The organism is Neisseria arctica (assembly GCF_022870905.1).
Classification (GTDB): Bacteria; Pseudomonadota; Gammaproteobacteria; order Burkholderiales; family Neisseriaceae; genus Neisseria; species Neisseria arctica.
This window is the reverse complement of record NZ_CP091510.1, coordinates 2235983-2260787: the sequence shown is the minus strand read 5'-3', so window position 1 is coordinate 2260787 and position 24805 is coordinate 2235983. Positions and strand designations below refer to the sequence as shown.

Genomic DNA, 24805 nt, shown 5'->3' with positions numbered 1-24805 from the left:
TGATGAAACTGAAACACCTTACCGCAACCTTGATGATGCTGAGCCTTTCGCCGCTGGCATTGGCCGATTTTACTATTCAGGATATCCGCGTCGAAGGTTTGCAGCGGACCGAGCCGAGCACGGTATTCAACTATCTGCCGGTAAAAGTCGGCGATACCTTCACCAATGCCAAGAGTGAGGAAATTATCAAAACCCTCTACGCGACTGGTTTTTTCGATGATGTGCGTGTCGAGACGATGGGTGATCAGGTATTGTTGACCGTGGTAGAGCGTCCGACTATCAGTACGCTTAATATTAGTGGTGCGAAAATGTTGCCTAGCAACGCCATTCAACAAAATTTTGCCGCTATGGGTTTGGCCCAATCACAACCTTTTAGCCAAGCAACTTTGAATCAGGCGGTAGCCAGCTTAAAACAGGAATATATCAGTCGTGGCAAACAGTCTGTTGAGATTACGACTGAAGTAAACCGTTTGGCGCGTAACCGTGTTGCGGTTGACGTTAAAATCAATGAGGGAGCTAGTACCAAAATTACTGATATCAGCTTTGAGGGTAACGAGCGTTATTCAGATCGCAAACTGCGTAATCAAATGTCACTTAGTGAAGGTGGTTTGTGGACATGGTTAACCAAGAGCAATCAGTTCAATGAGCAGAAATTTTCACAAGATTTGGAGCGTGTAACCGAATTTTATCATAATAACGGTTATTTCGATTTCCGCATACTTAATGCCGATGTGCAAACCAATGATGATAAAACCAAGCAGACCATCAATGTGACGGTACATGAGGGTGAGCGTTATCGTTGGGGTAAGGTACAGATTGAGGGCGACACTCGAGATGTGCCGAAAGAAGAGTTGTATAAACTGCTGACTATGAAAGAAGGCCGTTGGTACGAACGTGAGCGCATGGTCAACAGCTTACAGGCAATTCAGACGGCTATGGGTAGTGCGGGATATGCTTTTAGTGAAGTAAATGTACAGCCGGTGCCGAATCCCGAAACCCGAGTGGTAGATTTTGTGTTGCATGTAGAACCGGGGCGTAAGATTTACGTAAATGAAATCAACATTACCGGTAACAATAAAACCCGAGATGAAGTAGTACGTCGTGAGTTGCGCCAAATGGAGTCGGCACCTTACGATACCTCTAAGTTGCAACGTTCGAAAGAGCGAGTTGAATTGCTGGGCTATTTTGATAACGTCCAATTTGATGCCCGCCCCGTAGCCGGCACGCCGGATCAAGTAGATTTGAACATGTCGGTTAATGAACGTTCTACCGGTTCCCTCGATTTAAGTGCCGGTTGGGTTCAGGATACAGGTTTGGTAATGTCGCTGGGTGTGGCTCAGGATAACTTATTCGGTACGGGTAAATCTGTATCTGCTCGGGCTTCGCGCAGTAAAACTACCCAAAACGCTTCATTATCATTTACCGATCCTTATTTCACACCCGATGGCGTGAGCTTGGGTTATGATCTTTACGGGCGTGTTTATGACCCGCGTAAAGCCTCCTCAAGCTCCCAGCAATATAAAACTACCACTTTCGGTGCCGGTATCAGAATGGGTGTGCCGGTTACGGAGTATGACCGTGTTAACTTTAATTTAGGTGCAGAAAACCTGACGGTAAACACTTATACCGGGGCACCGAAGCGTTATAAAGACTTTATTAAACAGTATGGTGAAGGTACCGAAGGTATCGGTAAATTCAAAGGCTGGATTCTTAAAGGCGGTGTAGGTTGGGGACGCAATAAAACAGATAATGCATTATGGCCGACCCGCGGCTACATTACCGGCGTGAATCTGAACGGTGGATTGCCAGGTGGAGACCTACAATACTATAGCCTCACGCATAACCAAACCTGGTTCTTCCCGCTTAATAAAGATTTCACCCTGATGTTGGGGGGAGAAGTCGGTTATGCCAACGGTTATGGTAAAACCAAAGAATTACCGTTCTTTGAAAACTATTACGGTGGTGGTTTGGGTTCTGTACGCGGATATGAAAGTGGTTCGCTCGGTCCGAAAGTTTATGATGATGACGGTGATAAAATCAGTTACGGTGGTAATAAAAAGGCTAACGTTTCTGCTGAATTGCTGTTCCCGATGCCGGGCGTTAAAGATTCCCGTACTGTCCGTTTAAGCGCATTTGCCGATGCGGGCAGTGTTTGGGACGGTAAAACATACGGGGGTACCGGCAGTTCTACGACTAATAGCGATTATAAAGTCAATAATGTATCGCAAAGCGTATACGGCAAAGAAGCACACCGTTCTACTTTCAAAGAAGAGCTGCGCTATTCTGCAGGTGTTGCTGTAACGTGGTTGTCGCCTTTAGGCCCGATGAAGTTTAGTTATGCTTATCCGCTGAATAAAAAAGATAGCGACGAGATCCAACGGTTCCAATTCCAGCTCGGCACTACATTCTAAAACCGGGTAAAAACTATTACAGAAAGAGAATGGGTATGATGAAAGCAAATAGTTGTTTCGTCCGTTGGAGTATGGCAGCTGTTATGGGCTGTGTATTGACAGCTCCTGCTTTAGCAGCGGAGAGCCTTCAAAAACTCGGTTTTATCAATACCGAGCGGGTATATCAAGAATCACGTCAGGCGCAGCGCATTCAGACGACTTTGGAAAAAGAATTCAAAGACAAACAAATGTCACTCCAGAAGTTGCAAAAGCAAGGTGAAGCTTTGGAGAAACAATTACAAGAAGGTAAGATGCAAGGTGCGGAGCGTGAAAAAGTCGTTCGCCAGTTAGGAGAGCTGGTTCAACAGTTCCGCATGCAGCAAGGCAAGTTGGCCGAAGAATATAACTTGCGCCGAAATGAGGAATTTGCCGCTTTGCAGCAAAGTGCCAACCGGGTGATTGTCGATCTGGCTAAAAAAGAAGGTTATGACCTGATTTTGCAGGATGCGGTATATGTAAACAGTAAGTTTGATATTACCGACAGCGTGATTAAAGCACTTAATGCTCAATAAGACATACTATAAAAATATGTGAAGGAAAATCATATTAAAAACATATGATTATTTCCTTAGGTATGTAGATATTTACTGTTTTGAAGCAACCTGCATTTATGAATCAGCAAATTTATACTTTATCCGAAATAACCGCAGCACTGGGCGGCACTTGGCACGGCGACAATGTGGCTATTGCTGCAGTACAACCGTTGGCATCTGCAACCGCCGACCATATAAGCTTTTTGGCTAACCCGAAATATAAATCAGAGGTAGCCGCGAGTCATGCAGGGGCGGTAATCGTATCCCCGAAAGTTGCGGAAGAGTTTGCGGGGCGTAATCTGATTGTTGCAGACGACCCTTATTTATACTTTGCCAAAGTAGCACGACTGTTTTCACCGGTGGAAAAAGCTGTGGCTGGCGTGCATCCGACAGCGGTTATCGAGCCGACGGCGACAGTGCCGGCCAGCTGTGAAATCGGCGCCCATGTTTATATCGGTGGTCATACTGTATTAGGTGAGGGTTGCCGTATTTTGGCCGGAGCAGTCGTGGAGCATGACTGCCGCTTGGGTGATGAGGTGGTACTGCATCCGAATGTTGTGATTTATCATGGCTGTACATTGGGAAACCGTGTGGAGATTCATGGCGGAAGCGTTATCGGTGCCGATGGTTTTGGCTTGGCTTTTGCGGGAGACTCATGGTTTAAAATCCCGCAAACTGGTGCCGTAGTGTTAGGCGATGATGTGGAAATCGGTGCTAACAGTATGATTGATAGAGGTGCTATGGCCGATACGGTTGTCGGTAAAGGTACGAAAATCGATAATCAGGTTCAAATCGGGCACAACTGTCAAATCGGCGAGCATACCGTTATTGCTGCATGTGCCGGTATTTCCGGTAGTACAAAAATCGGATCGTATTGCATCATCGGTGGTGCCGCCATGTTTGTCGGTCATATTGAAATTGCCGATAAAACCACTATCGGCGGCGGTACGGCCGTTACTCATTCGATTAAAGAGCCGGGTCACTACGCTACTTGTTATCCCTTGCAAACTCATAAAGAGTGGGCCCGCAATGCTGTTCATGTCCGCCATTTGAGCGATATGTCAAAGCGCATCAAACAACTGGAACAAAGCCTTGCCGCTTTGCAATCAGATAATGAATAAGGAAAACAAACCCATGGATATCCAACTACCTATTGAAGTGAAAGACATTCAAAAATTAATTCCACACCGTTATCCGTTTTTACTGCTTGACCGTATTACGGCTTTCGAAAGCATGAAAAGCTTGACAGCCTTAAAAAATGTCAGCATGAATGAGCCACATTTCCAAGGTCATTTTCCTGATTTTCCTGTGATGCCGGGTGTGTTGATTATTGAAGCATTGGCACAAGCTTGTGGGGCTTTGGCAATTCTCAGCGAAGGCGGACGTAATCCGAATGAAATTTACTTCTTTGCGGGGATTGACAATGCTCGCTTCAAGCGCCAGGTGATTCCGGGAGACCAGTTGGTATTCGAGGTTGAACTAATTACCAGCAAGCGTGGTATCGGCAAATTCAAGGCAACGGCCAAAGTAGAAGGCCAAGTGGCTGTTGAAGCCGAAATTATGTGTGCTAAGCGTGAAGTAGAAATGTAATTATAGGCCGTCTGAAAGCTTTTCAGACGGCCTTAAAAACCATAGGAGAGGTGCATGACTTTGATTCATCCTACCGCCCTTATTGATTCTAAGGCAGAGTTGGACAGCAGCGTAAAGGTTGGTGCTTATACCGTTATCGGGCCAAATGTGAAAATCGGGGCGGGTACTGAAATCGGCCCTCATGCTGTGATTGAGGGGCATACCACAATAGGCGAGAATAATAAAATTTTTCAGTTTGCTTCACTGGGTGCTGTTCCGCAGGATAAAAAATATCGTGGTGAGCCTACACGCCTGATTATCGGGAACGGCAATACCATCCGTGAATTTACGACCTTCAATCTCGGTACGGTAACGGGTATAGGTGAAACCCGTATTGGTGATAATAACTGGATAATGGCCTATGTACATTTGGCACATGATTGCGTAGTCGGCAGCCATACTATTTTTGCTAACAATGCTTCATTGGCAGGCCATGTAACCGTAGGCGATTGGGTATTGCTCGGCGGTTATTCCTTAGTACATCAATTCTGCATTATCGGTGACCATGCCATGACTGCTTTTGCCGCTGGCGTACATAAAGACGTACCGCCTTATGTTATGGCGGCAGGCTACCGGGCGGAACCGGCCGGTTTGAATACCGAAGGCTTGCGCCGCCGCGGCTTCAGTGCAGAGCAAATATCGAACATTAAAAATGTTTACAAAGTACTCTACCGTCAGGGCTTAGGCTTGGAAGAGGCTAAGGCGGAAGTTTTAAAACTCAGTGATACAGCCCCAGAACTGAAAGTATTTAAAGACTTTTTCAAAGTATCTACGCGCGGTATTATCCGTTAGACTGCAAAATCCGAAGCATTATGCCGTCTGAAAAAGTTTTCAGACGGCATATTTTATCGGCTAGGTTATCTGTTTAAATGGTCTGTCTTGTTAAAGCTAGGCGTATCGGTATAACCGCAGTATGATGACGTTTTGAGGATTTGATATTTTCACCATGATCAGCATTTTTGATATTTTTAAAATCGGCTTAGGCCCTTCCAGTTCCCATACGGTCGGCCCGATGAAGGCTGCAGCAGCATTTTCAGACAGTTTGCAACAAAACGGTCTGTTGGAGTCAGTCCAGCGTATTGTTGCCGAAACTTATGGCTCGCTGGCTTTAACCGGCTTAGGTCACGGTACGTTTGACGCCATTTTGCTCGGCTTGGAAGGAAGCTTGCCGCATAATGTTCCTTTGGCCGATATGCCTGCCCGTTTGCAACGTATCCGCGAACGGCATGAGTTACATTTGCGCGGCCGTACCTTGGCTTTTTGCCCAGATACCGATTTGTTGATACACGGTGATGAAACCTTACCGTTACATCCTAACGGATTACGTTTCAGTGCTTATGATGCAAACGGTGAATGTTTAATTAGTCAGGTTTATTATTCGGTGGGTGGCGGATTCGTAGTAACCGAAGAAGGGTTCGGGCAAGAACAGACTGTTGAAACGGCCGTGCCGTATCCATTTAAAAGCGCAGCCGAATTATTGGCGCGTTGCCGTGAAGAACAATTGAATATTTGTGAAGTGGTGCTCGCCAATGAAATGGCCTTGAGCGGCAGTAGTGAGGCGGAAGTACGCGCACGTGTGGCCGCAGTAGCCGATGCGATGGAAGGTTGTATTAAGCGCGGATTGGGGTCTGACGGTAACTTGCCCGGTGGCCTGAATGTGCGCCGCCGTGCCCCGCAATTGGCGGCCAAGCTCAAAGTGTTGCGTGAGACTGAGATTGTAAATACGCAATTGTGGCCGATGGTATATGCGATGGCAGTCAACGAAGAGAATGCCGCTGGTGGGCGGGTGGTAACGGCACCGACCAATGGTGCCGCCGGCATTATTCCGGCAGTATTGCATTATTACCGTAAATTCAACCCGCATGCGAGCCAAGAGCGCGTAGAAAATTTTCTGCTGACTGCCGGGGCGATTGGCATTTTGTATAAAACCAATGCATCTATTTCCGGAGCGGATGTCGGCTGCCAAGGTGAAGTCGGCGTGGCGTGTTCGATGGCGGCAGGTGCTTATGCGGAAGCAATTGGCGGAACACCGAAACAGGTGGAGAATGCCGCAGAAATGGCTATGGAACACCATCTCGGCCTCACTTGTGACCCGGTTGGCGGTTTGGTTCAGATCCCCTGTATCGAGCGTAATGGAATTGCTGCCGAAAAAGCTTTGAAATTGGGTGCTTTGGCATTGTTGGAAGACGGCACCGGGAAAAAGGTCTCTTTAGATGAAGTCATTCAAACCATGCTGCAAACCGGGCGTGATATGAAATCGACTTATAAAGAAACCTCGTTGGCCGGCTTAGCCGTTACCTTACAGCAAAAACCCGTACCGGTATCGGTACGTGTAGTGGAATGTTGATTGCGCTGTTACGGTTTTATTTTTCAGTCATATACTGAGGCCGCCTGAAATATTTCAGATGGCCTCAGTATATTTGGGTTTGAACCGGATTTATAAATGATCTTTAAGAAAACCGTTTATTTATACGGCTTCATTATTTGCGAATAAAATAGCCCAACTCAATAAAAAGGCCGGAATATTAAAATTCCGGCCTTTTTATTTTTAAATTAATTTAAACCTACTAATTTCCAGCGCTGGTGGGAGCGTCCGTCAATTTTGCCTTTTTTCACATTGGATAGGTAGTCGATCATCATGTTTTGGATTGTTCCGGCTTCGGGCCCCATTGCAACTTTAGATTCCCATAATACAGGGATAGTTTGCCCTTCAAAAATACCGCCTTTTTTAATGAGTTGTCCAAAACGGTAAGAATTCATACCGACTTTCAATTTCATATCATCGGTAATTTTTTTACCATTGGCTAATTTTAAGCCGGTGATCTTATTCCCGCTTTGGTTGCGCAGATCAATGTTGTAATTTACCCCGCCAAAAATATCAAAGGTGACATATTTGGATTTACCACGCACTTCATTGTAGCGGTAATTTTTGTCACCTGCTTCAATGGTGTCGAAATAATCGGCCGACCATTCCATATATTGTTTAAGCTGTTTGCCGGTTAATTCATAAACGGTTACATCCCCGCCTGCATATCGGTAATTATAAATAATATCTTTTTTCTTAATCGGACCTTTATCCAAACGCACGGTTTCATAATCAAAAGCGAAAGAAACAACATCGGCTTTACTGTAATGTAACTGGGCATCAGTAATAAAAGAAGACATGCCAGTATCTTGTGAGAATGCAATAGAGACACCGTGGTTTTTACCTTGCGGAACCATGTCATTTGCTGTTTCACCGATGACTACATTATTCATTCTACGCAGCTCATCATGATACGGTTTATAAATTTCTTCGATTGTAGCATCACTTGCAAAATCTTTTACAGGTACGGTTTTAGAGGTTTTAGAGAGTAATTTTACTTTGCCGTTTTCAGCTACATCAAAATTCAAATCGACTTCGGAAACTACGGTTCCATAACGGTGAGGTTCAGTAATTAATGTGTTTTTAATTGTTTCACTTGGGATATTTTTGTGCATATGCCCAGCAATAATGACATCGATACCATCTACTGAATTTACTAAATCGGCAATACCTGTATCCGGAATCTCATTTTCATTTTCGATTCCCATGTGGGCAAGCACTATAATGGCATCCGCACCTTTTGCTTTTAAGTCTACGATTTGGGTTTTGGTTTCTTCAATCGGTGAAGTAAATTTCATTTTATCCAAATGCCCTGTATCTTTTTCAAAAATTGCAGACATCGGCGTGGTTAAGCCGATAATACCGAGCTTAACTCCTTCGCGTTCGATAATCATCGTGGGTTCCGCATAGCGACGGCCGTCTTTATAGTAAAAATTAGCCGCTAATGTTTTAGCTTTAATATCTTTTACAATAGCGTCTAATGCCGGCATACCAAAGTTAAATTCATGATTGCCAAGAATGAAAATATCGTATCCCATCGCATTCAATATTTTAGGAACCGGATTATCATTGTAATATTCTGGTGTTTTGGCAAATACTTCAACTTGGTTATCTTGAATAGCATCACCAATATCAACCAAAATTACATTTTTATTTTTAGGATCTTGGCGAACCTGATTGACATAAGTTGTAATTTGAGAAAATGAACCTGAGCGGTCTTCTACATCAGCACCATAGCTCCACGGTACGATACGGCCGTGAACATCCGATGTTCCTAAGAATTTAATATTCACCTCTTTTGCTACCGCCATATTTACGGCGGATAACACAAATAAAGTGCAAAGCATTTTTTTCATTGGTAATACTCCATAATATTCAAGGAGGCATTTTAAGCCTTGTATGCAGTTAAATTATATTGGGGTTGAAAAACCTTATATTTTAAAATATGGAACAAACAGTTAGTAAATAACGGTATGATAATTTGCCATGCATTATTTATTCATAATGAATATTTGGGTGGTGTGCATATTTATTGTTGCCTGAAAATTATTCGATTATTACTCTGTTTTGTTGAAGAGTTTTCGGAAACGTATTCGTCTAGTAAAAATACCTACGGTAAAAAGTCATTGCCGTAGGTATTTTAAGTTGTTTGCCGTGCGGCTGTTTCGGCCTAGCCGCCTGTTAAAGCCATAACCCGGATGATTTTTTTAGGATTTTCGACAAATTCGTGCTTTTCAGGTTTAAGTAGGAGTGCATTCTTTATAGTTTGCTCCAGTTCGGCATCGGTACAACCGTCCCGTAACATAGGGCGTAGGGCAACTTTGTCTTCCTGTCCGAGGCAGAGATGGATATTGCCGGTGGCAGAGAGACGGACACGATTGCAGGTTGCACAGAAATGTTGGCTCATCGGTGTAATCAAGCCAAGAGTAAATTCACCGTTGCGGCTCTGCCAATAGCGGGCAGGACCGCCGCCGATTGTGCCTTGATAGGGGGTCAGGTTAAATTTTTGTTGTAGTTCTGCCAGTACCGGCTGTAGATTTACTTTAGCGTGCGCTTGTCCCGTTGTTCCCATGGGCATGGCTTCGATCAGGTTGAGGATAAAGCCGTTTCTGATACAAAAAGCTACCATGTCGTCCAAGTCGTTGTCATTAACGCCTTTGAGTGGAACCATGTTGATTTTAATGCGCTCGAAACCGGCTGCTTTCGCAGTTTCTATGCCTTCCAAAACTTGGGGCAGACAATCTGTGCCGGTAATGTCTTTAACACAGTCGTTGCGCAGTGAATCAAGGCTGATGTTCAGACGGCGTACACCTGCTTCCCGCAAGCTGTGGGCATGTTTGCCTAATTGCGTACCGTTTGTTGTGAGTGAAATATCTTCTACACCGGGTTGGCGGTTGATTTCCGCAGCTAATTCGGCTAAGCCTTTGCGTAAAAGCGGTTCTCCGCCGGTGAGCCGGAAGCGTTTGGTTCCCAATCGGGCAAATGCGGAGGCTACGCGCCCAAGCTCTTCGATGGTGAGCCATTCTTTGGGGATGGAAAAACCTTTAAAGCCTTTGGGCAGACAATAGGTGCAACGCAAATCGCAACGGTCTGTTACGGAAATGCGCAGGTAGTCTACGGTTCGGCCAAATGCGTCGGTTAACATGGTTTTCTCGTTCTGGTGTGTGCTGTGTTTTAGCAGCGCGTTGTTTTAAAAGGTATTCCTTGCGCTTATTTTATGTTTGTTTACAGTCTTTGTTGATGCTGCATTGTATTTAGTCGCTAGTTCTTTCGGAGGATTGTTTGTTCGGGGCAGGCGTGAAGTCCGGCTGCTTCAAAAGAACACCCTATCCGATGACTTGCGTATTTTGCGATTATAACAAACCCAACACCGGATTTGAGTGAAATATTACGGCTAATCAGCAATTTATATTTTTATGTCATGCAAAATAAGCCGGTTGTCCTTATTTGTCGGTGGCATTGCGTGGAAAAAACTGTACAGGGCTTTCTCCCTCGGGCAGCAGTAGTTTTTTGAGGGCATGGCCGTATACGGTTTCTAGTGTGATGCTATGTAGTTCGCCACTGTGCCACATATGGTCTACGGCATGGCGGGCTGCCGTTTCATCGTCAAACTGTAATGCTTGCCATAGCCCAAGGGTATTCATATCTTGCCAGAATGCTTCGGCTGTGCGGTAGTTGAGTTCGATTTGGGCGGTGTCCATAACGGGATCATAGAAACCGTGGTGAAACAGCATATCCCCCAGATCGTGCATATCGAGCAGAGTGGGGGTGCTACAGTTGATACCACGTGCGTTGAGGCGGCTGATGAGGTCGCGCAAGGTATCAATGCCGAAATGGGTAAAAAACAATAGTCCGTCGGTTTTCAGATGGCGTGCCCAATTATCAAACACAGCTGTTGGCTCGGTCGCGGTAATCAGGCTTAAGTTGGCCCACAACATATCGGCTGCTGCTTCGGGCAGGGGCTCTGTTAATATCTGTTGATGTTGCGGAATTTTCTTACCGATTAGTTTTTGCCATAAGTTGGGCTTGCGGGCGGCTTCCGACGCACTTAGAAAGTCGGGGCGGGGATCGTACTCCGTAAAAACAGCTTTTGGGTAACGGACTGCCAACAGGCTGTGGCTGATATCGGCATCCGCACCCACAAGCGTAATATTTTGCGGTTCACTGCGGATGATTTGTAACCGTTCGTTGAAGTTTTGCGCAAGATGACGGTGGATTTGCCAGTGGTCGGATGTATTCATAATGGTTTGGCGGTAAATATATTAATTTGTATGGATTCGGAGCACTTAACTAAATAGTCATGACATTGGATAGTTGGCGGTGGCCTAAATGTGTTTTTAATCGGCTGATATGTACTTTAATATTTCAGACGGCCTGTTGCCGTGATTATTTAGGATATTTAAAAGTGATACCGTCTGAAAATATGGCTTTGAGTTTGCCTGGTTACATGATGTTTAATGCCTTTCGAAAAATGCTTGTAATAAATTTGCAAATTGTTCGGCATGGGTTAGAAAGGGCGCATGTGCGGCTTTTTCAATAATATGCAGCTCACTGTAGGGTAAGTACTTATGCAAGTATTCGCCCATGCGCACCGGTGTAATGCTGTCTTTGCCGCCGAAAATTAGTAAGGTCGGAATCTTTAAATCGGGAAGCAGCGGTCGTGCATCACTTACGGCTACCGCATCTAGAGCCGATTGTAAGGCGGCCGGCGCACCATGTTTTACTATATCAGGTAAAACCTTTTCCAATATCGGATGCTGTTCTTTTGAGTATAGAAACTGTAACTCTAGAAATTGTTTCATGTATTTGCGATAATCCTGCTGGAATAAATCCACCATTTTGGCCAGTGCCGGATTAGTTAGCCCTTCCGGATAATCGGGAGCCGCTTGGAATTTGGCAAATCCGGCGGTTAGGCATAACGCATGTACTTTCTCAGGATAGCGTGCGGCCAGATGCAGCACGATTTGACTGCCGAGAGACCAACCGAGCCAATAGCCGGGCTCTGTAATTTCGGCAGCGAATTTTTCGGCCGTTTCAGCTACATCGAAATAGCCCTTGAAGGGCGCGCTGCCGTGGCCGGGTAAGTCAAGCGCATGGACCTCCCATGAGGTTGGCAGACGTGGAATCAAGTCATCAAAAATATGGCGGTTGGCTGCCCAGCCGTGAATCAGGTAAATTTTTTTTGTAGGTTGATGCATGAAGGGATTCTCTTGGTGGCGCAGATTTTTCGATATGAAGCGCTGCGTATTATGCCATGTTTCAGCGGCAGACGGCTTATGTGAAGCATGTTCGGGTGATTTGAAAAATTTGAGTCTCGATAGCGAACGCTCTTGTCCGCTTTGTTTGCAATTTAGCGTAACAGCCTCAATATGTGGCGCATGTCAGAAGAGGCCTCCCCCGTTTGAGAAAATTTGGGCCTCTGTGTATTATGAGCCGCCGCTGAGCAGCCTTTTGCATGCATTTAAGCATCAGGGAGATATGAGCGTTTTGCCGGCATTGGTGGAAATCATGCGACAGCATCCGCCGTATTGGCTGGATGAGGTGGAGGTCGATGCGGTGTTGGCGATGCCTTTAAGCAAGAGCCGTCGGATTTACCGAGGCTTCAATCAAGCCGATGAGCTGGCTGTACGGTTGGCCGGTATCTACGGATGGCAGGTGCTGCATCCGAATACGGTTTTTAGGCATCCTCATGCGCCCCAGAGTACGCTGAAACGTGCTGATCGCCAGCGAAATGTCCGCCATGCTTTTGAAGTGGAAAAATCTTTGGTTAAAAACCGTAAGCTGCTGTTAATCGATGATGTTGTGACCACAGGCGCAACATTGGCAGAATTATCGCGAATACTTAAACGGGCGGGCGCCCAGAGTATTTTTTGCTGGAGTTTGGCACGTGCACAAATGAAAAAATTTTGACGCAATTGCTGCTTTGCGGCATAGTACCTCTGATTAAGTGACTGATTTATATGTTTACTGTAGTTTTATACCAGCCTGAAATCCCCCCGAATACCGGTAATATCATCCGCCTATGTGCTAATACTGGAGTAGATTTGCATTTGGTAAAACCGCTTGGTTTTCCTCTGGATTCGAGCAAAATGAAGCGGGCCGGATTGGATTATCATGAGTTTGCCAGCCTGACAGTACATGAAAATTTTGAAGATTGTATGACGGCTTTGGCCGGCAGGCGGATTTTTGCTTTAACCACTAAAGGCAGCCAGCGGCCGGATAAGGTTGCATTTCAGAGTGGTGACGTTTTTCTATTCGGCCCGGAAACCCGGGGTTTGCCGTCTGAAATATTAGATGCCTTGCCGGTAGAGCAGAAATTACGTCTACCGATGAAAGAAGGCAGCAGGAGTATGAATCTGTCGAATACCGTTGCCGTTATGCTGTTCGAGGCATGGCGGCAGCTTGATTTTGCAGGAGGCAGCTGATTTGCAGTGCTTATCTGCTGCCGGATAGGGCTGCTGAAAGCTTTATCGGCAACAAACATTATCAACTCAAGAATTGGACTCTGTTTTGACTAAAGCGAAGAATACTTTTTTTGTCGGCGTGTTTGCGGCTATGGCTGTGGGCACGGTATTTATGAAGCCGGCTGCAGCCGAGCCTGCCCGTAATATAAGTGCGGTGGGCACCAGTGCGAGTTTGCAGCCTAATGCCGTAGTAAAAGCGGAAAAATTGCACCGAAGTGCAAATTTAAGCTATAAGGTAGCCGGAAAACGCTACCAACCGTTGAGAAAAGTAGCAGAGTTTAGTCAGACCGGTAAAGCATCTTGGTACGGCAGCCAGTTCCATGGTCGGAAAACCTCCAGTGGTGAGCGTTATGATATGAACATTATGACTGCCGCCCATAAAACCCTGCCAATTCCAAGTTACGCGCGTGTTACCAATCTTTCTAACGGGAAAAGCGTTGTGGTACGCATCAATGACCGGGGGCCTTTCCACGGTAGCCGTGTGATTGACGTATCCAAAGCAGCGGCGCAAAAGTTGGGTTTTATGAGTAAAGGTACGGCCAATGTGCGTGTGGAGCAGATTGTTCCGGGTAGTGAAACCCTTGCTTCTTCAGCTTTACAACGCAGCGGCCGTAATATTTATGTCAACCTCAAGAGTTTCAATAAAGAAGCAGATGCGAAGAGTTACCTCACCAAAACCAACCGCCAGCTTAAAAGCGTAGAGGGTGGTCAAAAAGTCATTATGGTGAAGCAAAACAACCAGTATGTGGTGCGTATGGGGCCATTTGCCCGCCAAGAGCATGCAGATACGGTAAAACGCCAGGTACAAACTGCTATTTAATCCGGAAGTATCCCTTATGTTTCAGACGGCCTGTGTTTAATCTTCAGGCCGTCTGAATTTATTTGTATTGCGCTATAATGCTTGTATCAAACCTACGATAGAAAGTGCCGCCCTATGATTAGCAGACTAACCGGGAAATTGACTGAGAAACACCCGCCGCAGATTGTGATTGATGTCGGGGGGGTCGGCTATGAGGTGGACGTATCGATGCAGACTTTTTACCAATTGCCGCCTTTAAATGAAACCGTTCAACTGTATACGCAGTTGGTCGTTCGTGAAGATGCCCATTTGTTGTTTGGCTTTGCCAGTCAAAATGAGCGGGCTACATTCCGCCAATTAGTGAAAGTTAGCGGTATTGGTGCCAAAACGGCTTTGGGCATTTTGTCGGCTATGAGCGCGGATGAGTTGGCGCAGGCCGTAGCGCAAGAAGATGTGAAACGCTTGTCGTCTGCTCCCGGTATCGGTAAAAAAACTGCAGAACGTATGGTATTGGAGCTGCGCGGTAAACTGGCAGGTGAAAGCGTAGCCGGAGGTTTGTTTGCACCTGATACGGTAGCAGATGAAACGGATGATATCGTCAGCACATTACTGGCTTTGGGCTATAACGAGCGTGAGGCGCGTGCCGCCGTTAAAGGTATCGCAGCCGGTACCGATGTTAGCGAAGGTGTGCGCTTGGCATTGAGAAACCTGTTGAAATGATTTGACCCAGTATTAAAAGGGTGTGAAAGTTAAAGTATAAGTCTTTTTTCAGACGGCCTGATTCCGAGTTTGGAAAAGGCCGTCTGAAACCTTTTTAAAGGTAAGCATGATATGTTGCAAAAAATTTTCCATTGGTTTGAATCCCGTGTCGATCCTTACCCCGATGCCGAACCGAAAACGCCGCAAGGGCAAAGTGTGTCGGCTTTTATTTGGTCTAACCTTGAAGGTTTGCGTATTTGGTTGTTTGTATTGATGTTATTGTCGGCAGGGTTGGGTGTTTTATCGGCCGTGTTGTTTCAATTTATGGGTAAGTTGGTGGATTGGCTTGGCAACTACACCCCTTCTGAGCTCTGGGCTGAAAAAGGAACGGCATTGGTTGCAATGGCGGCAGTGCTGCTTTTGAGCATCGTTTGGTCGTTTGTGGCATCGAATGTACGCTTACAAACTTTGCAAGGTGTATTTCCGATGCGTCTGCGTTGGAATTTTCACCGCTTAATGCTGAATCAGAGCCTCGGTTTTTATCAAGACGAATTTGCCGGACGGGTGTCGGCCAAGGTTATGCAAACGGCCTTGGCTGTGCGCGATACAGTGATGACTTGTGCCGATATGGTGGTATATGTGCTGGTGTATTTTATTACCTCGGGTGTGATTTTGGTTGCACTGGACGGTTGGTTGCTGCTGCCTTTTATCGTTTGGATAGTATTGTTTATCCTGATGATGTATCTGATGATTCCGCGTTTGGCACAAACCGCACAGCGTCAAGCTGATGCACGCTCGTTGATGACCGGGCGCATCACTGATGCATATTCCAATATCGCCACAGTCAAACTGTTTTCCCACGGTGCACGCGAGGCTGCTTATGCCAAAGCCTCTATGCGTGAGTTTATGGTGACGGTACACGCACAGATGCGCTTGGCTACAGGTTTGGATACAGTCAGCTATGCCTTAAATGTCATATTAACATTAGGAACGGCAGCTCTCGGATTGTGGTTGTGGTATCTTGGCTCAGTAGGTGTAGGAGCCGTAGCTACGGCTACAGCAATGGCATTACGATTGAACAGCATGTCGCAATGGATTATGTGGGAGTCGGCCAGATTGTTTGAAAATCTCGGTACCGTACAAGACGGAATGAACACTTTATCTAAACCGCAAACCATTCTTGATGCGCCCGATGCCCAGGTGTTGCAGGTAACTGCCGGTGAAATACGTTTTGATCATGTGGATTTTTCATACGAACCAGGCAAATTATTGTTGAATGATTTCAACTTGGTCATCAAGCCTGGTGAGAAAGTCGGTTTGATCGGGCGGTCGGGAGCTGGCAAATCGACAATCGTTAATTTACTGTTGCGATTCTATGAAACCAATAGCGGTAGCATCAAAATTGACGGACAGAATATTCACTCGGTTACCCAAGAAAGTTTGCGCAGCAGTATCGGCTTGGTAACGCAAGATACATCGTTGTTGCATCGTTCTGTACGTGACAATATCGTTTACGGCCGCCCGGACGCAACTGACGAAGATGTTTACCGTGCTGCAGAATTAGCCGAAGCAGCAGATTTTATTCCTACCTTGTCGGATGCAAAGGGCTGCAGAGGCTATGATGCGCATGTAGGAGAGCGGGGCGTTAAACTGTCGGGAGGGCAGCGCCAACGGATTGCAATCGCCCGTGTGATGTTGAAAGATGCACCTATTTTATTGCTGGATGAGGCGACCAGTGCTTTAGATTCTGAAGTAGAAGCGGCTATCCAAGAAAGTTTGGATAAGCTTATGGAAAATAAAACGGTTATTGCGATTGCCCATCGCTTATCAACTATTGCTGCGATGGATAGATTGATTGTTCTTGATAAAGGGCGCATTGTTGAGCAAGGCAGCCACCTCGAATTGCTTGAGAAAAACGGCTTGTATGCGAAATTATGGACCCATCAAAGCGGTGGTTTTCTAAGTGAAGAACAACATAATATGTGAGTAGTTTAAATATATCAGGCCGTCTGAAAATATTTTCAGACGGCCTGATATTTTGTAGGATATACACTCTAAGTCTTTGTACTTTATTCATTGAGGGTATGGATAAATATTTAATTGATATAGTTATTTCCAGGATCTGTCTTTCTGTAAAAGTGATACTGTTGGATTTGAGGTGAAGCGAATATTAAGCCTTAAGTTTTTTTAAGTTGTAAAAAACTGATTTTTAAAATTAAATTTTTAAATATTGAAATAGTATTATGGGAAATTATTCTTTTTGAAATGAGTTACCTCAAGGTAAAGCCATGTAGTGCTATTAAAATTTCATTACAAAAATATTATGTAAAAGTAAAATCTGATTTATATTGTTAATAAACATGGTGGCTTGTGGCAATATTTTTAATTAAATGATAACCATTATCTTAAAATAAATAAAAATATTAAGGAATTTTAGGAAAAAATTACATAGTAACTTTAAAAGCCGTTTGAAATTAGCTACAATGAAAGGCGTTTTACCAGCATTATTTACGTTAACGAATCAGGTGTATCCAACATGTTGGCTAACTACTTTCCCGTATTTATTTTCATCATTATCGGTTTGATTGCCGGTATTGTATTTCTGACCCTAGGTAATCTGCTCGGTCCGAAACGCCATTACGCTGAAAAAGACGCACCTTTCGAATGTGGTTTCGAAGCATTCGAAAATGCGCGTATGAAATTCGACGTACGCTATTATCTGGTGGCGATTTTGTTTATTCTGTTTGATTTGGAAATTGCATTTATGTTTCCGTGGGCCGTAGTCTTTAAGGATTTGGGCGCATTCGGTTTCTGGTCGATGTTTGTGTTTATCGTTATTCTGACGGTAGGCTTTATCTATGAATGGAAGAAAGGCGCTTTGGAATGGGAATAGAAGGCGTTTTGAATAAGGGTTTCGTAACCGCCAGTGCGGATACGGTGCTCAATTATGTCCGTACCGGCTCTTTGTGGCCGGTAACGTTCGGTTTGGCCTGCTGTGCCGTAGAAATGATGCAGGCAGGGGCCTCGCGTTACGACTTAGACCGCTTCGGTATTATTTTCCGTCCTTCTCCGCGCCAATCCGACCTAATGATTGTGGCGGGCACTCTATGCAACAAAATGGCGCCTGCATTGCGTCGTGTGTATGACCAAATGGCAGAGCCGCGCTGGGTATTGTCTATGGGGTCGTGTGCTAACGGCGGCGGTTATTACCATTATTCTTACTCGGTAGTGCGGGGTTGTGACCGTATTGTGCCTGTAGATGTTTATGTACCTGGTTGCCCACCCACTGCGGAAGCCTTGATTTACGGCTTGATCCAACTTCAGGGCAAAATTAAGCGCACTTATACCATTGCCCGTAACTAGGAGAGCACGATGCATGTGAATGATTTGTATCAGGTTGTCCAAAATGTATTGGGCAATAAAGCTGATAAAGTGGTGCTGGCATTGCAGGAAGTAACCGTTGAGTGCCGTCCTGAGCATTACCTTGAAATTATGACTACGCTCCGTGATCATGCTGATTTAGGCTTTGAGTCGTTAGTGGATTTATGTGGCGTTGATTACAGTACCTATAAAAATGAGCCTTGGGAGGGTAAACGTTTCGCTGTTGTCAGCCAATTGTTGTCGGTTCGTAACAATCAACGTATTCGCGTACGAGTATGGGCGCAAGACGATGCCTTTCCTGTTGTGGATTCCGTAACCGAAATCTACAACAGTGCCGACTGGTATGAGCGGGAGGCCTTCGACTTATACGGTATTATGTTTAATAATCACCCTGATTTACGCCGAATCCTGACCGATTACGGTTTTGTCGGTCATCCTTTCCGTAAAGATTTCCCTATTTCCGGTTATGTAGAAATGCGTTACGACGAAACCGAAAAACGCGTTATTTACCAACCTGTAACCATCGAGCCGCGCGAGATCACCCCGCGCATCGTCCGCGAGGAGAATTACGGTGGCTAACAAATTAAGAAATTACACCATCAACTTCGGCCCACAACACCCTGCAGCTCATGGCGTATTACGTATGGTTCTTGAGCTGGATGGAGAAACCATTGTTCGTGCCGACCCGCATATCGGTTTGCTGCATCGTGGCACCGAGAAACTGGCCGAAACCCGTACTTATCTGCAAGCTTTACCTTATATGGATCGCCTCGATTATGTGTCGATGATGGTCAACGAGCAGGCTTACTGTTTGGCAATTGAAAAACTGGCAGGTATTCAGGTGCCGGAGCGCGCACAATATATCCGGGTTATGTTTGCGGAGGTCACCCGTATTCTGAACCATTTAATGGGTATCGGTTCACATGCGTTGGATATCGGCGCAATGACTGTGTTTCTGTATGCTTTCCGTGAGCGTGAAGAGTTGATGGACTTATACGAGGCGGTTTCAGGAGCACGCATGCATGCTGCTTATTTCCGTCCGGGCGGAGTATATCGTGATTTACCGGATTTTATGCCTAAGTATGAGTCTAGCAAATTCCGCAATGCGAAGGTGTTGAAAAAGCTAAATGAAGCGCGTGAAGGAACAATGCTTGATTTTATCGAAGCATTTACCGAACGTTTCCCTGCCTGCGTAGATGAATATGAAAGCTTGCTGACTGATAACCGTATTTGGAAACAACGTACTGTCGGCATCGGTGTAGTCAGCCCTGAGCGCGCATTGCAAAAAGGTTTTACCGGTGTGATGTTGCGTGGTTCTGGGGTGGAGTGGGATATCCGTAAAAAAGCTCCGTATGATGCCTATGCCAAAGTTGATTTCGATATTCCGGTGGGCGTGAACGGTGACTGTTATGACCGTTATCTCTGCCGTATTAATGAAATGCGCGAGTCTAACCGTATTATCAAACAATGCGTACAGTGGCTGAAAGCCAACCCCGGGCCAGTGATTGTTGATAACCACAAAATCGCTCCGCCCAAGCGCACTGATATGAAGATGGGGATGGAAGATTTGATCCACCATTTCAAACTCTTTACTGAAGGTATGCACGTACCAGAAGGTGAAACATATACTGCCGTCGAGCATCCCAAAGGCGAGTTTGGTATTTATATGATTTCAGACGGCGCTAATAAACCATATCGCTTGAAAATCCGTGCGCCTGGTTTCGCTCATTTGCAAGGTATGGATGAAATGGCACGCGGCCATATGTTGGCAGACGTGGTTGCTATCATCGGTACGCAAGACATCGTATTCGGAGAGGTAGACCGATAATGTTATCCACAGAATCTTTAAAACAAATCGATACCGAGCTGGCGAAGTATCCGGCCGACCAACGTCGTTCAGCCATTATGGGTGCATTGCGTATTGCCCAAGTGGAGAAGGGCTATCTGAGCCCTGAAACGATTGAATATGTGGCTGATTATGTTGGTATTGCACCGGCAGCAGCTTATGAAGTGGCTACTTTTTACAATATGTACGATCTCCATCCCGTAGGTAAGTATAAGCTTACCGTTTGCACAAACTTGCCATGTGCGCTGCGCGGGGGGGTAAATGCTGCAGAATACCTCAAGCAGAAATTGGGTATCGGTTTTGGTGAAACTACTTCAGACGGCCTTTATACTCTAATAGAAGGTGAGTGTATGGGTGCTTGTGGTGATGCACCTGTAATGTTGGTAAACAATCATAAAATGTGTAGCTTCATGACTGAAGAGGCCATTGAGGCAAAACTGTCGGAGTTGCAGTAAGCCGCAATTTTACACGGACTCACGCCTAGAACCCAGATAAGTAGTTTTAAAAGATATTGTTGAATAATTTGGGATATAACCTCATGAACCATCGGATAATACGTTCTGCTGAGTTTAATGGTGACCGTGCCTGGGCCGCTTTAGATATCGCGAACATGAGCGGAATCACGGTACGCCTACATTGGACAGATCAGCCCTACAAATGGCATATCAATGATGGTGAAGAAGTATTTGTTGTGATGAGCGGTACGGTAGATATGCACTATCGTGAAGGTGGACAAGAACATATTGTTCGTTTGCAAACCGGAGATATCTTTTTCGCCGGTATCGGTACCGAACACGTTGCCCACCCGCAAGGCGAAGCACGGATATTGGTGGTTGAAAAGGAAGGTAGTATTTAGGCTAGGCTGCTAAAGATTTTGAAAAGAGCAGAACCAAATATTTGTAGGAAATTAAAGAATTTGGTTTTAAGCCCTGATACCCGGTAGGACATCCATGTCGGCATTAATAATGATGCTGTATGAATATAAAAGTAGGTAGAAAAAATGGCTATTTATCAATCCGGTGTTATTTTTGATCAAGTCGACACCCTACAGTCTGACTGTTGGACGTTGGCTGCTTATGAAGCGCGCGGCGGTTACCAAGCTTTACGTAAAATTTTGAGTGAGAAAATCTCACAAGATGATGTGATTGCCGAAGTGAAAACTTCTGGTTTACGTGGTCGGGGCGGTGCTGGCTTTCCTACCGGCTTAAAATGGAGCTTTATGCCCCGTTCTTTTCCAGGTGCAAAATATGTAGTTTGTAATACTGATGAAGGCGAACCAGGTACATTTAAAGATCGCGACATCATTATGTTCAATCCGCACGCATTGATTGAAGGTATGATTATTGCCGGCTATGCGATGGGTGCAGAGGCTGGTTATAACTATATCCACGGTGAGATTTTTGAAGGGTATCAGCGGTTTGAAGAGGCATTAGCCGAGGCTCGCAGAGCGGGCTTTTTGGGTAAAAATATTATGGGTTTGGGGTTTGATTTCGAACTCTTTGCTGCACATGGTTATGGCGCATATATCTGTGGTGAGGAAACAGCTTTGCTAGAATCGCTGGAGGGTAAAAAAGGCCAACCGCGTTTCAAACCGCCTTTCCCGGCTTCATACGGTCTGTATGGTAAACCGACTACTATTAACAACACCGAAACATTTGCTTCGGTACCTTTTATTATTCGCGATGGTGGCAAAAATTTTGCCGACCAAGGTATTGAGAATGCGGGTGGTACAAAGTTGTTCTCTATTTCCGGTCATGTGAACCGTCCGGGCAATTACGAGGTTCCTTTGGGAACGCCCTTTGCCAAATTGTTAGAAATGGCCGGCGGTATGAAAGACGGCAAAAAGCTTAAAGCCGTGATCCCTGGTGGTTCTTCTGCTCCCGTGTTGCCCGGTGAGATTATGATGACCTTGAATATGGATTATGATTCCATCGCTAAGGCCGGTTCCATGCTTGGTTCGGGTGCCGTGATCGTAATGGATGAAGATGTATGTATGGTTCGCGCGCTGGAGCGATTAAGCTATTTTTACCATGAAGAGTCTTGCGGTCAGTGTACCCCTTGTCGGGAAGGTACTGGTTGGCTTTACCGCATCGTACACCGTATTGCTGAAGGTAAAGGACGTCCGGAAGATTTAGAGTTGCTTGATTCTATCGGTAACAATATGGCGGGTAGAACTATTTGCGCCTTGGCGGATGCAGCGGTTTTCCCGGTACGGAGCTTTACCAAACATTTCCGCCATGAGTTCGAGCATTATATTGAATACGGCAAGCCAGCCAAAGAACATAAATGGTGCTAAGAGGCCGTCTGAAAACGTCAGCTTGACAGCAGTTAAATAAATTTTATTTATAAAGAAACCGTAACGTAGGAAACACACCATGTTACAAATCGAAATTGATGGTAAGCAGGTATCAGTAGAGCAAGGCACCACCGTAATGGAAGCGGCGCACAAGCTCGGCACTTATATTCCGCACTTCTGCTACCATAAAAAGTTATCTATTGCCGCGAACTGCCGTATGTGCTTGGTGGAAGTTGAAAAAGCCCCCAAGCCGTTACCCGCCTGTGCCACGCCGGTAACAGATGGTATGGTAGTTCATACCCATTCTCCTAAAGCCAAACAGGCACAAGAAGGGGTAATGGAATTTTTGTTGATTAACCATCCGCTTGATTGTCCGATTTGTGACCAAGGTGGCGAGTGTCAATTACAGGATTTAGCAGTCGGATATGGTCAGTCTTCAAGCCGCTATCAGGAAGAGAAACGCTCGGTAGTCGGCAAAGATATGGGCCCATTGGTGTCGGCAGCCGAAATGAGCCGTTGTATTCACTGTACCCGTTGCGTACGTTTTACAGAAGAAATTGCCGGTATGCAGGAAATCGCAATGGCAAATCGCGGTGAGTTTTCTGAAATTATGCCGTTTATCGGTAAAGCCGTGGAAACCGAATTATCGGGTAATGTCATTGACTTATGTCCGGTTGGTGCGCTGACTAGCAAACCATTCCGTTATGATGCCCGCTCTTGGGAGCTAAGCCGTCGTAAGACCATTTCTGCACATGATGCTTTGGGTAGCAACCTGATTGTGCAAACTAAGGATCACACCGTCCGCCGAGTGTTGCCGTTGGAGAATGAGGCGGTTAACGAATGTTGGATTTCGGATCGTGATCGTTTCTCTTACGAAAGCCTGTATCATGAAAGCCGTTTGAAAACGCCGAAAATCAAACACGGCGGGGAATGGCATGAAGTGGATTGGCCGACTGCATTGGAATATGTTCGTAAAACATTAGATTGTATTGCAAAAGAGGATGGTAAAGACCAAATCGGTATTTGGGCTAATCCGATGAATACGGTCGAAGAATTATACCTGACCAAAAAGCTTGCCGAAGGTTTGGGTATCAAACATATCAGCACACGCTTGCAGCAACAGGACAATCGTCTTTCAGATGGCCTCAAGGGTGCGCAGTGGTTGGGACAAAGTATCCAAGATTTGGCAGCCAACGATGCCGTACTGATTGTTGGTGCTAATCTGCGTAAAGAGCAGCCATTGTTGACCGCTCGTTTGCGCCGTGCAGCCAAAAACGGTATGGCATTGAGCTTGGTGGCTTCCAGTCATGAAGAATTGCATATGCCGTTATTTGCCCGTAAGGTCACTCATCCGAATGATTGGGCAGATTTGTTAGGTAACTTGGCTGATGATACGCAAAGTGCTATCACCGATAATCTGAAGCAAGCTGAAAAAGCAACCATTTTATTGGGAGCGGAAGTTCAAAACCATCCTGATTATGCGGCTATTTATGTAGCTGCTCAGAAGCTTGCTGCTGTTACTGGAGCAGTTTTGGGTATTTTGCCTCAAGCTGCCAATAGCGTAGGTGCTGATGTGTTGGGTTTGAATATCGGGCACAGCATTCAACAAATGTTGCAAGAGCCGAAAAAAGCCGTATTGCTTTTGAATGTGGAACCTGAAATTGATGTCGCTGATGGTGTACAAGCCGTTGCTGCATTAAAGCAGGCACAAAGTGTGATGGCATTTACACCGTTTGAAAGCGAAACATTACGTGAAGTTTGTGACGTAATGCTGCCCATTGCACCTTTTACCGAGACTTCTGGTAGTTTTGTAAACATGGAAGGCCGTTTGCAATCATTCCATGGAGTGGTAAAAGGTTTTGCCGACTCACGCCCTTTATGGAAAGTACTGCGTGTACTAGGCAATGTATTCGAATTGGCCGGCTTTGAATTCGACAGTAGTGAGAAAGTGTTGCAAGTTGCAGTCGATAAAGCAAATTTATCCGAAAAGTTGAGTAATCAAAGCAGTTGGCAGGATAGTTCCCGCCAAAATAGTAATCAGTTGTTGGTACGTGTCGGAGGAGTCGGTATTTATCATACTGATGCTTTGGTACGCCGTTCTGCACCGTTGCAAGCAACCAGCCATGCTCAAGTGCCGGCTGCTCGAGTGAACCCCGTTACTTTATCGGTTTTGGGTTTGCAAGAAGGTGAACGGGTTTATGCAATGCAAAACGGTAATCGTATTAAAGTTACTGTTTTATCTGATACAGGCTTGCCTGAAAATGTTGTGTACCTCCCGCTTCATACTGAAAATGCTGCGTTGGGTGCGTTGATGAATACCATCGAGTTGGTACGGGGTTAATC

At 45.5% G+C, this 24805-nt stretch carries 23 protein-coding genes; 19 read left to right on the top strand and 4 right to left on the bottom strand.

The window, feature by feature from the left end:
- Positions 1-2 precede the first annotated feature (2 nt).
- The 6 genes from bamA to LVJ86_RS10445 all read left to right on the top strand — a co-directional run bounded on the left by bamA (position 3) and on the right by LVJ86_RS10445 (position 6959).
- Positions 3-2411 (top strand): outer membrane protein assembly factor BamA, encoded by a 2409-nt coding sequence (bamA, locus tag LVJ86_RS10470; protein ID WP_047761083.1) that lies wholly within the window; start codon positions 3-5, stop codon positions 2409-2411.
- Positions 2412-2449: 38 nt separating this feature from the next.
- Positions 2450-2962 (top strand): OmpH/Skp family outer membrane protein, encoded by a 513-nt coding sequence (locus tag LVJ86_RS10465; protein WP_053008336.1) that lies wholly within the window; start codon positions 2450-2452, stop codon positions 2960-2962.
- 98 nt (positions 2963-3060) lie between these two features.
- Positions 3061-4104 (top strand): UDP-3-O-(3-hydroxymyristoyl)glucosamine N-acyltransferase, encoded by a 1044-nt coding sequence (gene lpxD / locus LVJ86_RS10460; RefSeq protein ID WP_047761048.1) that lies wholly within the window; start codon positions 3061-3063, stop codon positions 4102-4104.
- Positions 4105-4117: 13 nt separating this feature from the next.
- A complete protein-coding gene (gene fabZ, locus LVJ86_RS10455; protein ID WP_047761047.1) occupies positions 4118-4573 on the top strand; it encodes a 3-hydroxyacyl-ACP dehydratase FabZ in 456 nt (151 codons plus the stop codon).
- A 54-nt stretch (positions 4574-4627) separates the two neighbouring features.
- The gene (lpxA, locus tag LVJ86_RS10450; protein WP_047761046.1) at positions 4628-5404 is read left to right on the top strand and encodes an acyl-ACP--UDP-N-acetylglucosamine O-acyltransferase; all 777 of its coding nucleotides are present in this window, start codon (positions 4628-4630) and stop codon (positions 5402-5404) included.
- Positions 5405-5558: 154 nt separating this feature from the next.
- A complete protein-coding gene (locus LVJ86_RS10445) occupies positions 5559-6959 on the top strand; it encodes an L-serine ammonia-lyase (RefSeq protein ID WP_047761045.1) in 1401 nt (466 codons plus the stop codon).
- 206 nt (positions 6960-7165) lie between these two features.
- On the opposite strand, the gene LVJ86_RS10440 is transcribed toward LVJ86_RS10445, so the two are convergent.
- The 4 genes from LVJ86_RS10440 to bioH all read right to left on the bottom strand — a co-directional run bounded on the left by LVJ86_RS10440 (position 7166) and on the right by bioH (position 12175).
- On the bottom strand, positions 7166-8833 hold the full coding sequence (locus LVJ86_RS10440) for a bifunctional metallophosphatase/5'-nucleotidase (RefSeq protein WP_047761044.1): 1668 nt from the start codon (positions 8831-8833) through the stop codon (positions 7166-7168).
- A 314-nt stretch (positions 8834-9147) separates the two neighbouring features.
- A complete protein-coding gene (moaA, locus tag LVJ86_RS10435; RefSeq protein WP_047761043.1) occupies positions 9148-10122 on the bottom strand; it encodes a GTP 3',8-cyclase MoaA in 975 nt (324 codons plus the stop codon).
- 298 nt (positions 10123-10420) lie between these two features.
- The gene (locus LVJ86_RS10430; protein ID WP_047761042.1) at positions 10421-11218 is read right to left on the bottom strand and encodes a methyltransferase domain-containing protein; all 798 of its coding nucleotides are present in this window, start codon (positions 11216-11218) and stop codon (positions 10421-10423) included.
- A 213-nt stretch (positions 11219-11431) separates the two neighbouring features.
- A complete protein-coding gene (gene bioH / locus LVJ86_RS10425; protein ID WP_047761041.1) occupies positions 11432-12175 on the bottom strand; it encodes a pimeloyl-ACP methyl ester esterase BioH in 744 nt (247 codons plus the stop codon).
- On the opposite strand from bioH, the gene LVJ86_RS10420 reads away from it, so the two are divergent.
- From LVJ86_RS10420 to nuoG, 13 genes are all read left to right on the top strand, one after another.
- Positions 12174-12887: a ComF family protein gene (locus tag LVJ86_RS10420; protein WP_075968084.1), complete on the top strand. Its 714-nt coding sequence runs from the start codon at positions 12174-12176 to the stop codon at positions 12885-12887. The two genes, bioH and LVJ86_RS10420, sit on opposite strands and share 2 nt — an antisense overlap.
- Before the next feature lie 50 nt (positions 12888-12937).
- Positions 12938-13402 carry a tRNA (uridine(34)/cytosine(34)/5-carboxymethylaminomethyluridine(34)-2'-O)-methyltransferase TrmL gene (trmL, locus tag LVJ86_RS10415; protein WP_047761040.1) on the top strand — a complete coding sequence of 155 codons (465 nt, stop codon included), beginning with the start codon at positions 12938-12940 and terminating at the stop codon, positions 13400-13402.
- 151 nt (positions 13403-13553) lie between these two features.
- The gene (locus tag LVJ86_RS10410; protein ID WP_235284600.1) at positions 13554-14261 is read left to right on the top strand and encodes a septal ring lytic transglycosylase RlpA family protein; all 708 of its coding nucleotides are present in this window, start codon (positions 13554-13556) and stop codon (positions 14259-14261) included.
- A gap of 114 nt (positions 14262-14375) precedes the next feature.
- Positions 14376-14960 carry a Holliday junction branch migration protein RuvA gene (ruvA, locus tag LVJ86_RS10405; RefSeq protein ID WP_047761039.1) on the top strand — a complete coding sequence of 195 codons (585 nt, stop codon included), beginning with the start codon at positions 14376-14378 and terminating at the stop codon, positions 14958-14960.
- Positions 14961-15071: 111 nt separating this feature from the next.
- Positions 15072-16925 (top strand): ABC transporter ATP-binding protein, encoded by a 1854-nt coding sequence (locus LVJ86_RS10400; protein WP_047761038.1) that lies wholly within the window; start codon positions 15072-15074, stop codon positions 16923-16925.
- 550 nt (positions 16926-17475) lie between these two features.
- A complete protein-coding gene (locus LVJ86_RS10395) occupies positions 17476-17832 on the top strand; it encodes an NADH-quinone oxidoreductase subunit A (protein ID WP_047761037.1) in 357 nt (118 codons plus the stop codon).
- On the top strand, positions 17823-18302 hold the full coding sequence (locus LVJ86_RS10390; RefSeq protein ID WP_009115715.1) for a NuoB/complex I 20 kDa subunit family protein: 480 nt from the start codon (positions 17823-17825) through the stop codon (positions 18300-18302). Before LVJ86_RS10395 ends, LVJ86_RS10390 begins: the two co-directional genes overlap by 10 nt.
- A 9-nt stretch (positions 18303-18311) precedes the next feature.
- Positions 18312-18899: an NADH-quinone oxidoreductase subunit C gene (locus LVJ86_RS10385; protein ID WP_047761036.1), complete on the top strand. Its 588-nt coding sequence runs from the start codon at positions 18312-18314 to the stop codon at positions 18897-18899.
- Entirely contained in the window at positions 18892-20148 is a 1257-nt protein-coding gene (locus tag LVJ86_RS10380; RefSeq protein ID WP_047761035.1) for an NADH-quinone oxidoreductase subunit D, read from the top strand. Before LVJ86_RS10385 ends, LVJ86_RS10380 begins: the two co-directional genes overlap by 8 nt.
- The gene (gene nuoE, locus LVJ86_RS10375; protein ID WP_047761034.1) at positions 20148-20621 is read left to right on the top strand and encodes an NADH-quinone oxidoreductase subunit NuoE; all 474 of its coding nucleotides are present in this window, start codon (positions 20148-20150) and stop codon (positions 20619-20621) included. Before LVJ86_RS10380 ends, nuoE begins: the two co-directional genes overlap by 1 nt.
- Positions 20622-20704: 83 nt before the next feature.
- Positions 20705-21022 (top strand): cupin domain-containing protein, encoded by a 318-nt coding sequence (locus LVJ86_RS10370; RefSeq protein WP_047761033.1) that lies wholly within the window; start codon positions 20705-20707, stop codon positions 21020-21022.
- Positions 21023-21166: 144 nt separating this feature from the next.
- On the top strand, positions 21167-22462 hold the full coding sequence (gene nuoF, locus LVJ86_RS10365) for an NADH-quinone oxidoreductase subunit NuoF (RefSeq protein WP_047761032.1): 1296 nt from the start codon (positions 21167-21169) through the stop codon (positions 22460-22462).
- Between the two features lie 79 nt (positions 22463-22541).
- Entirely contained in the window at positions 22542-24803 is a 2262-nt protein-coding gene (gene nuoG / locus LVJ86_RS10360) for an NADH-quinone oxidoreductase subunit NuoG (protein WP_047761031.1), read from the top strand.
- Positions 24804-24805: the final 2 nt, after the last annotated feature.

What these genes read in the sequence shown, in the direction of transcription:
- nuoG (WP_047761031.1), top strand. Translation starts at nt 22,542, where the DNA reads ATGTTACAAATCGAAATTGATGGTAAGCAGGTATCAGTAGAGCAAGGC.
- LVJ86_RS10440 (WP_047761044.1), bottom strand. Translation starts at nt 8,833, where the DNA reads ATGAAAAAAATGCTTTGCACTTTATTTGTGTTATCCGCCGTAAATATG.
- LVJ86_RS10400 (WP_047761038.1), top strand. Translation starts at nt 15,072, where the DNA reads ATGTTGCAAAAAATTTTCCATTGGTTTGAATCCCGTGTCGATCCTTAC.
- trmL (WP_047761040.1), top strand. Translation starts at nt 12,938, where the DNA reads ATGTTTACTGTAGTTTTATACCAGCCTGAAATCCCCCCGAATACCGGT.
- bioH (WP_047761041.1), bottom strand. Translation starts at nt 12,175, where the DNA reads ATGCATCAACCTACAAAAAAAATTTACCTGATTCACGGCTGGGCAGCC.
- LVJ86_RS10465 (WP_053008336.1), top strand. Translation starts at nt 2,450, where the DNA reads ATGAAAGCAAATAGTTGTTTCGTCCGTTGGAGTATGGCAGCTGTTATG.
- LVJ86_RS10385 (WP_047761036.1), top strand. Translation starts at nt 18,312, where the DNA reads ATGCATGTGAATGATTTGTATCAGGTTGTCCAAAATGTATTGGGCAAT.
- lpxD (WP_047761048.1), top strand. Translation starts at nt 3,061, where the DNA reads ATGAATCAGCAAATTTATACTTTATCCGAAATAACCGCAGCACTGGGC.
- LVJ86_RS10430 (WP_047761042.1), bottom strand. Translation starts at nt 11,218, where the DNA reads ATGAATACATCCGACCACTGGCAAATCCACCGTCATCTTGCGCAAAAC.
- LVJ86_RS10410 (WP_235284600.1), top strand. Translation starts at nt 13,554, where the DNA reads ATGAAGCCGGCTGCAGCCGAGCCTGCCCGTAATATAAGTGCGGTGGGC.
- LVJ86_RS10395 (WP_047761037.1), top strand. Translation starts at nt 17,476, where the DNA reads ATGTTGGCTAACTACTTTCCCGTATTTATTTTCATCATTATCGGTTTG.
- nuoF (WP_047761032.1), top strand. Translation starts at nt 21,167, where the DNA reads ATGGCTATTTATCAATCCGGTGTTATTTTTGATCAAGTCGACACCCTA.
- fabZ (WP_047761047.1), top strand. Translation starts at nt 4,118, where the DNA reads ATGGATATCCAACTACCTATTGAAGTGAAAGACATTCAAAAATTAATT.
- LVJ86_RS10445 (WP_047761045.1), top strand. Translation starts at nt 5,559, where the DNA reads ATGATCAGCATTTTTGATATTTTTAAAATCGGCTTAGGCCCTTCCAGT.
- moaA (WP_047761043.1), bottom strand. Translation starts at nt 10,122, where the DNA reads ATGTTAACCGACGCATTTGGCCGAACCGTAGACTACCTGCGCATTTCC.
- lpxA (WP_047761046.1), top strand. Translation starts at nt 4,628, where the DNA reads ATGACTTTGATTCATCCTACCGCCCTTATTGATTCTAAGGCAGAGTTG.
- LVJ86_RS10390 (WP_009115715.1), top strand. Translation starts at nt 17,823, where the DNA reads ATGGGAATAGAAGGCGTTTTGAATAAGGGTTTCGTAACCGCCAGTGCG.
- ruvA (WP_047761039.1), top strand. Translation starts at nt 14,376, where the DNA reads ATGATTAGCAGACTAACCGGGAAATTGACTGAGAAACACCCGCCGCAG.
- LVJ86_RS10370 (WP_047761033.1), top strand. Translation starts at nt 20,705, where the DNA reads ATGAACCATCGGATAATACGTTCTGCTGAGTTTAATGGTGACCGTGCC.
- bamA (WP_047761083.1), top strand. Translation starts at nt 3, where the DNA reads ATGAAACTGAAACACCTTACCGCAACCTTGATGATGCTGAGCCTTTCG.
- LVJ86_RS10420 (WP_075968084.1), top strand. Translation starts at nt 12,174, where the DNA reads ATGAAGGGATTCTCTTGGTGGCGCAGATTTTTCGATATGAAGCGCTGC.
- nuoE (WP_047761034.1), top strand. Translation starts at nt 20,148, where the DNA reads ATGTTATCCACAGAATCTTTAAAACAAATCGATACCGAGCTGGCGAAG.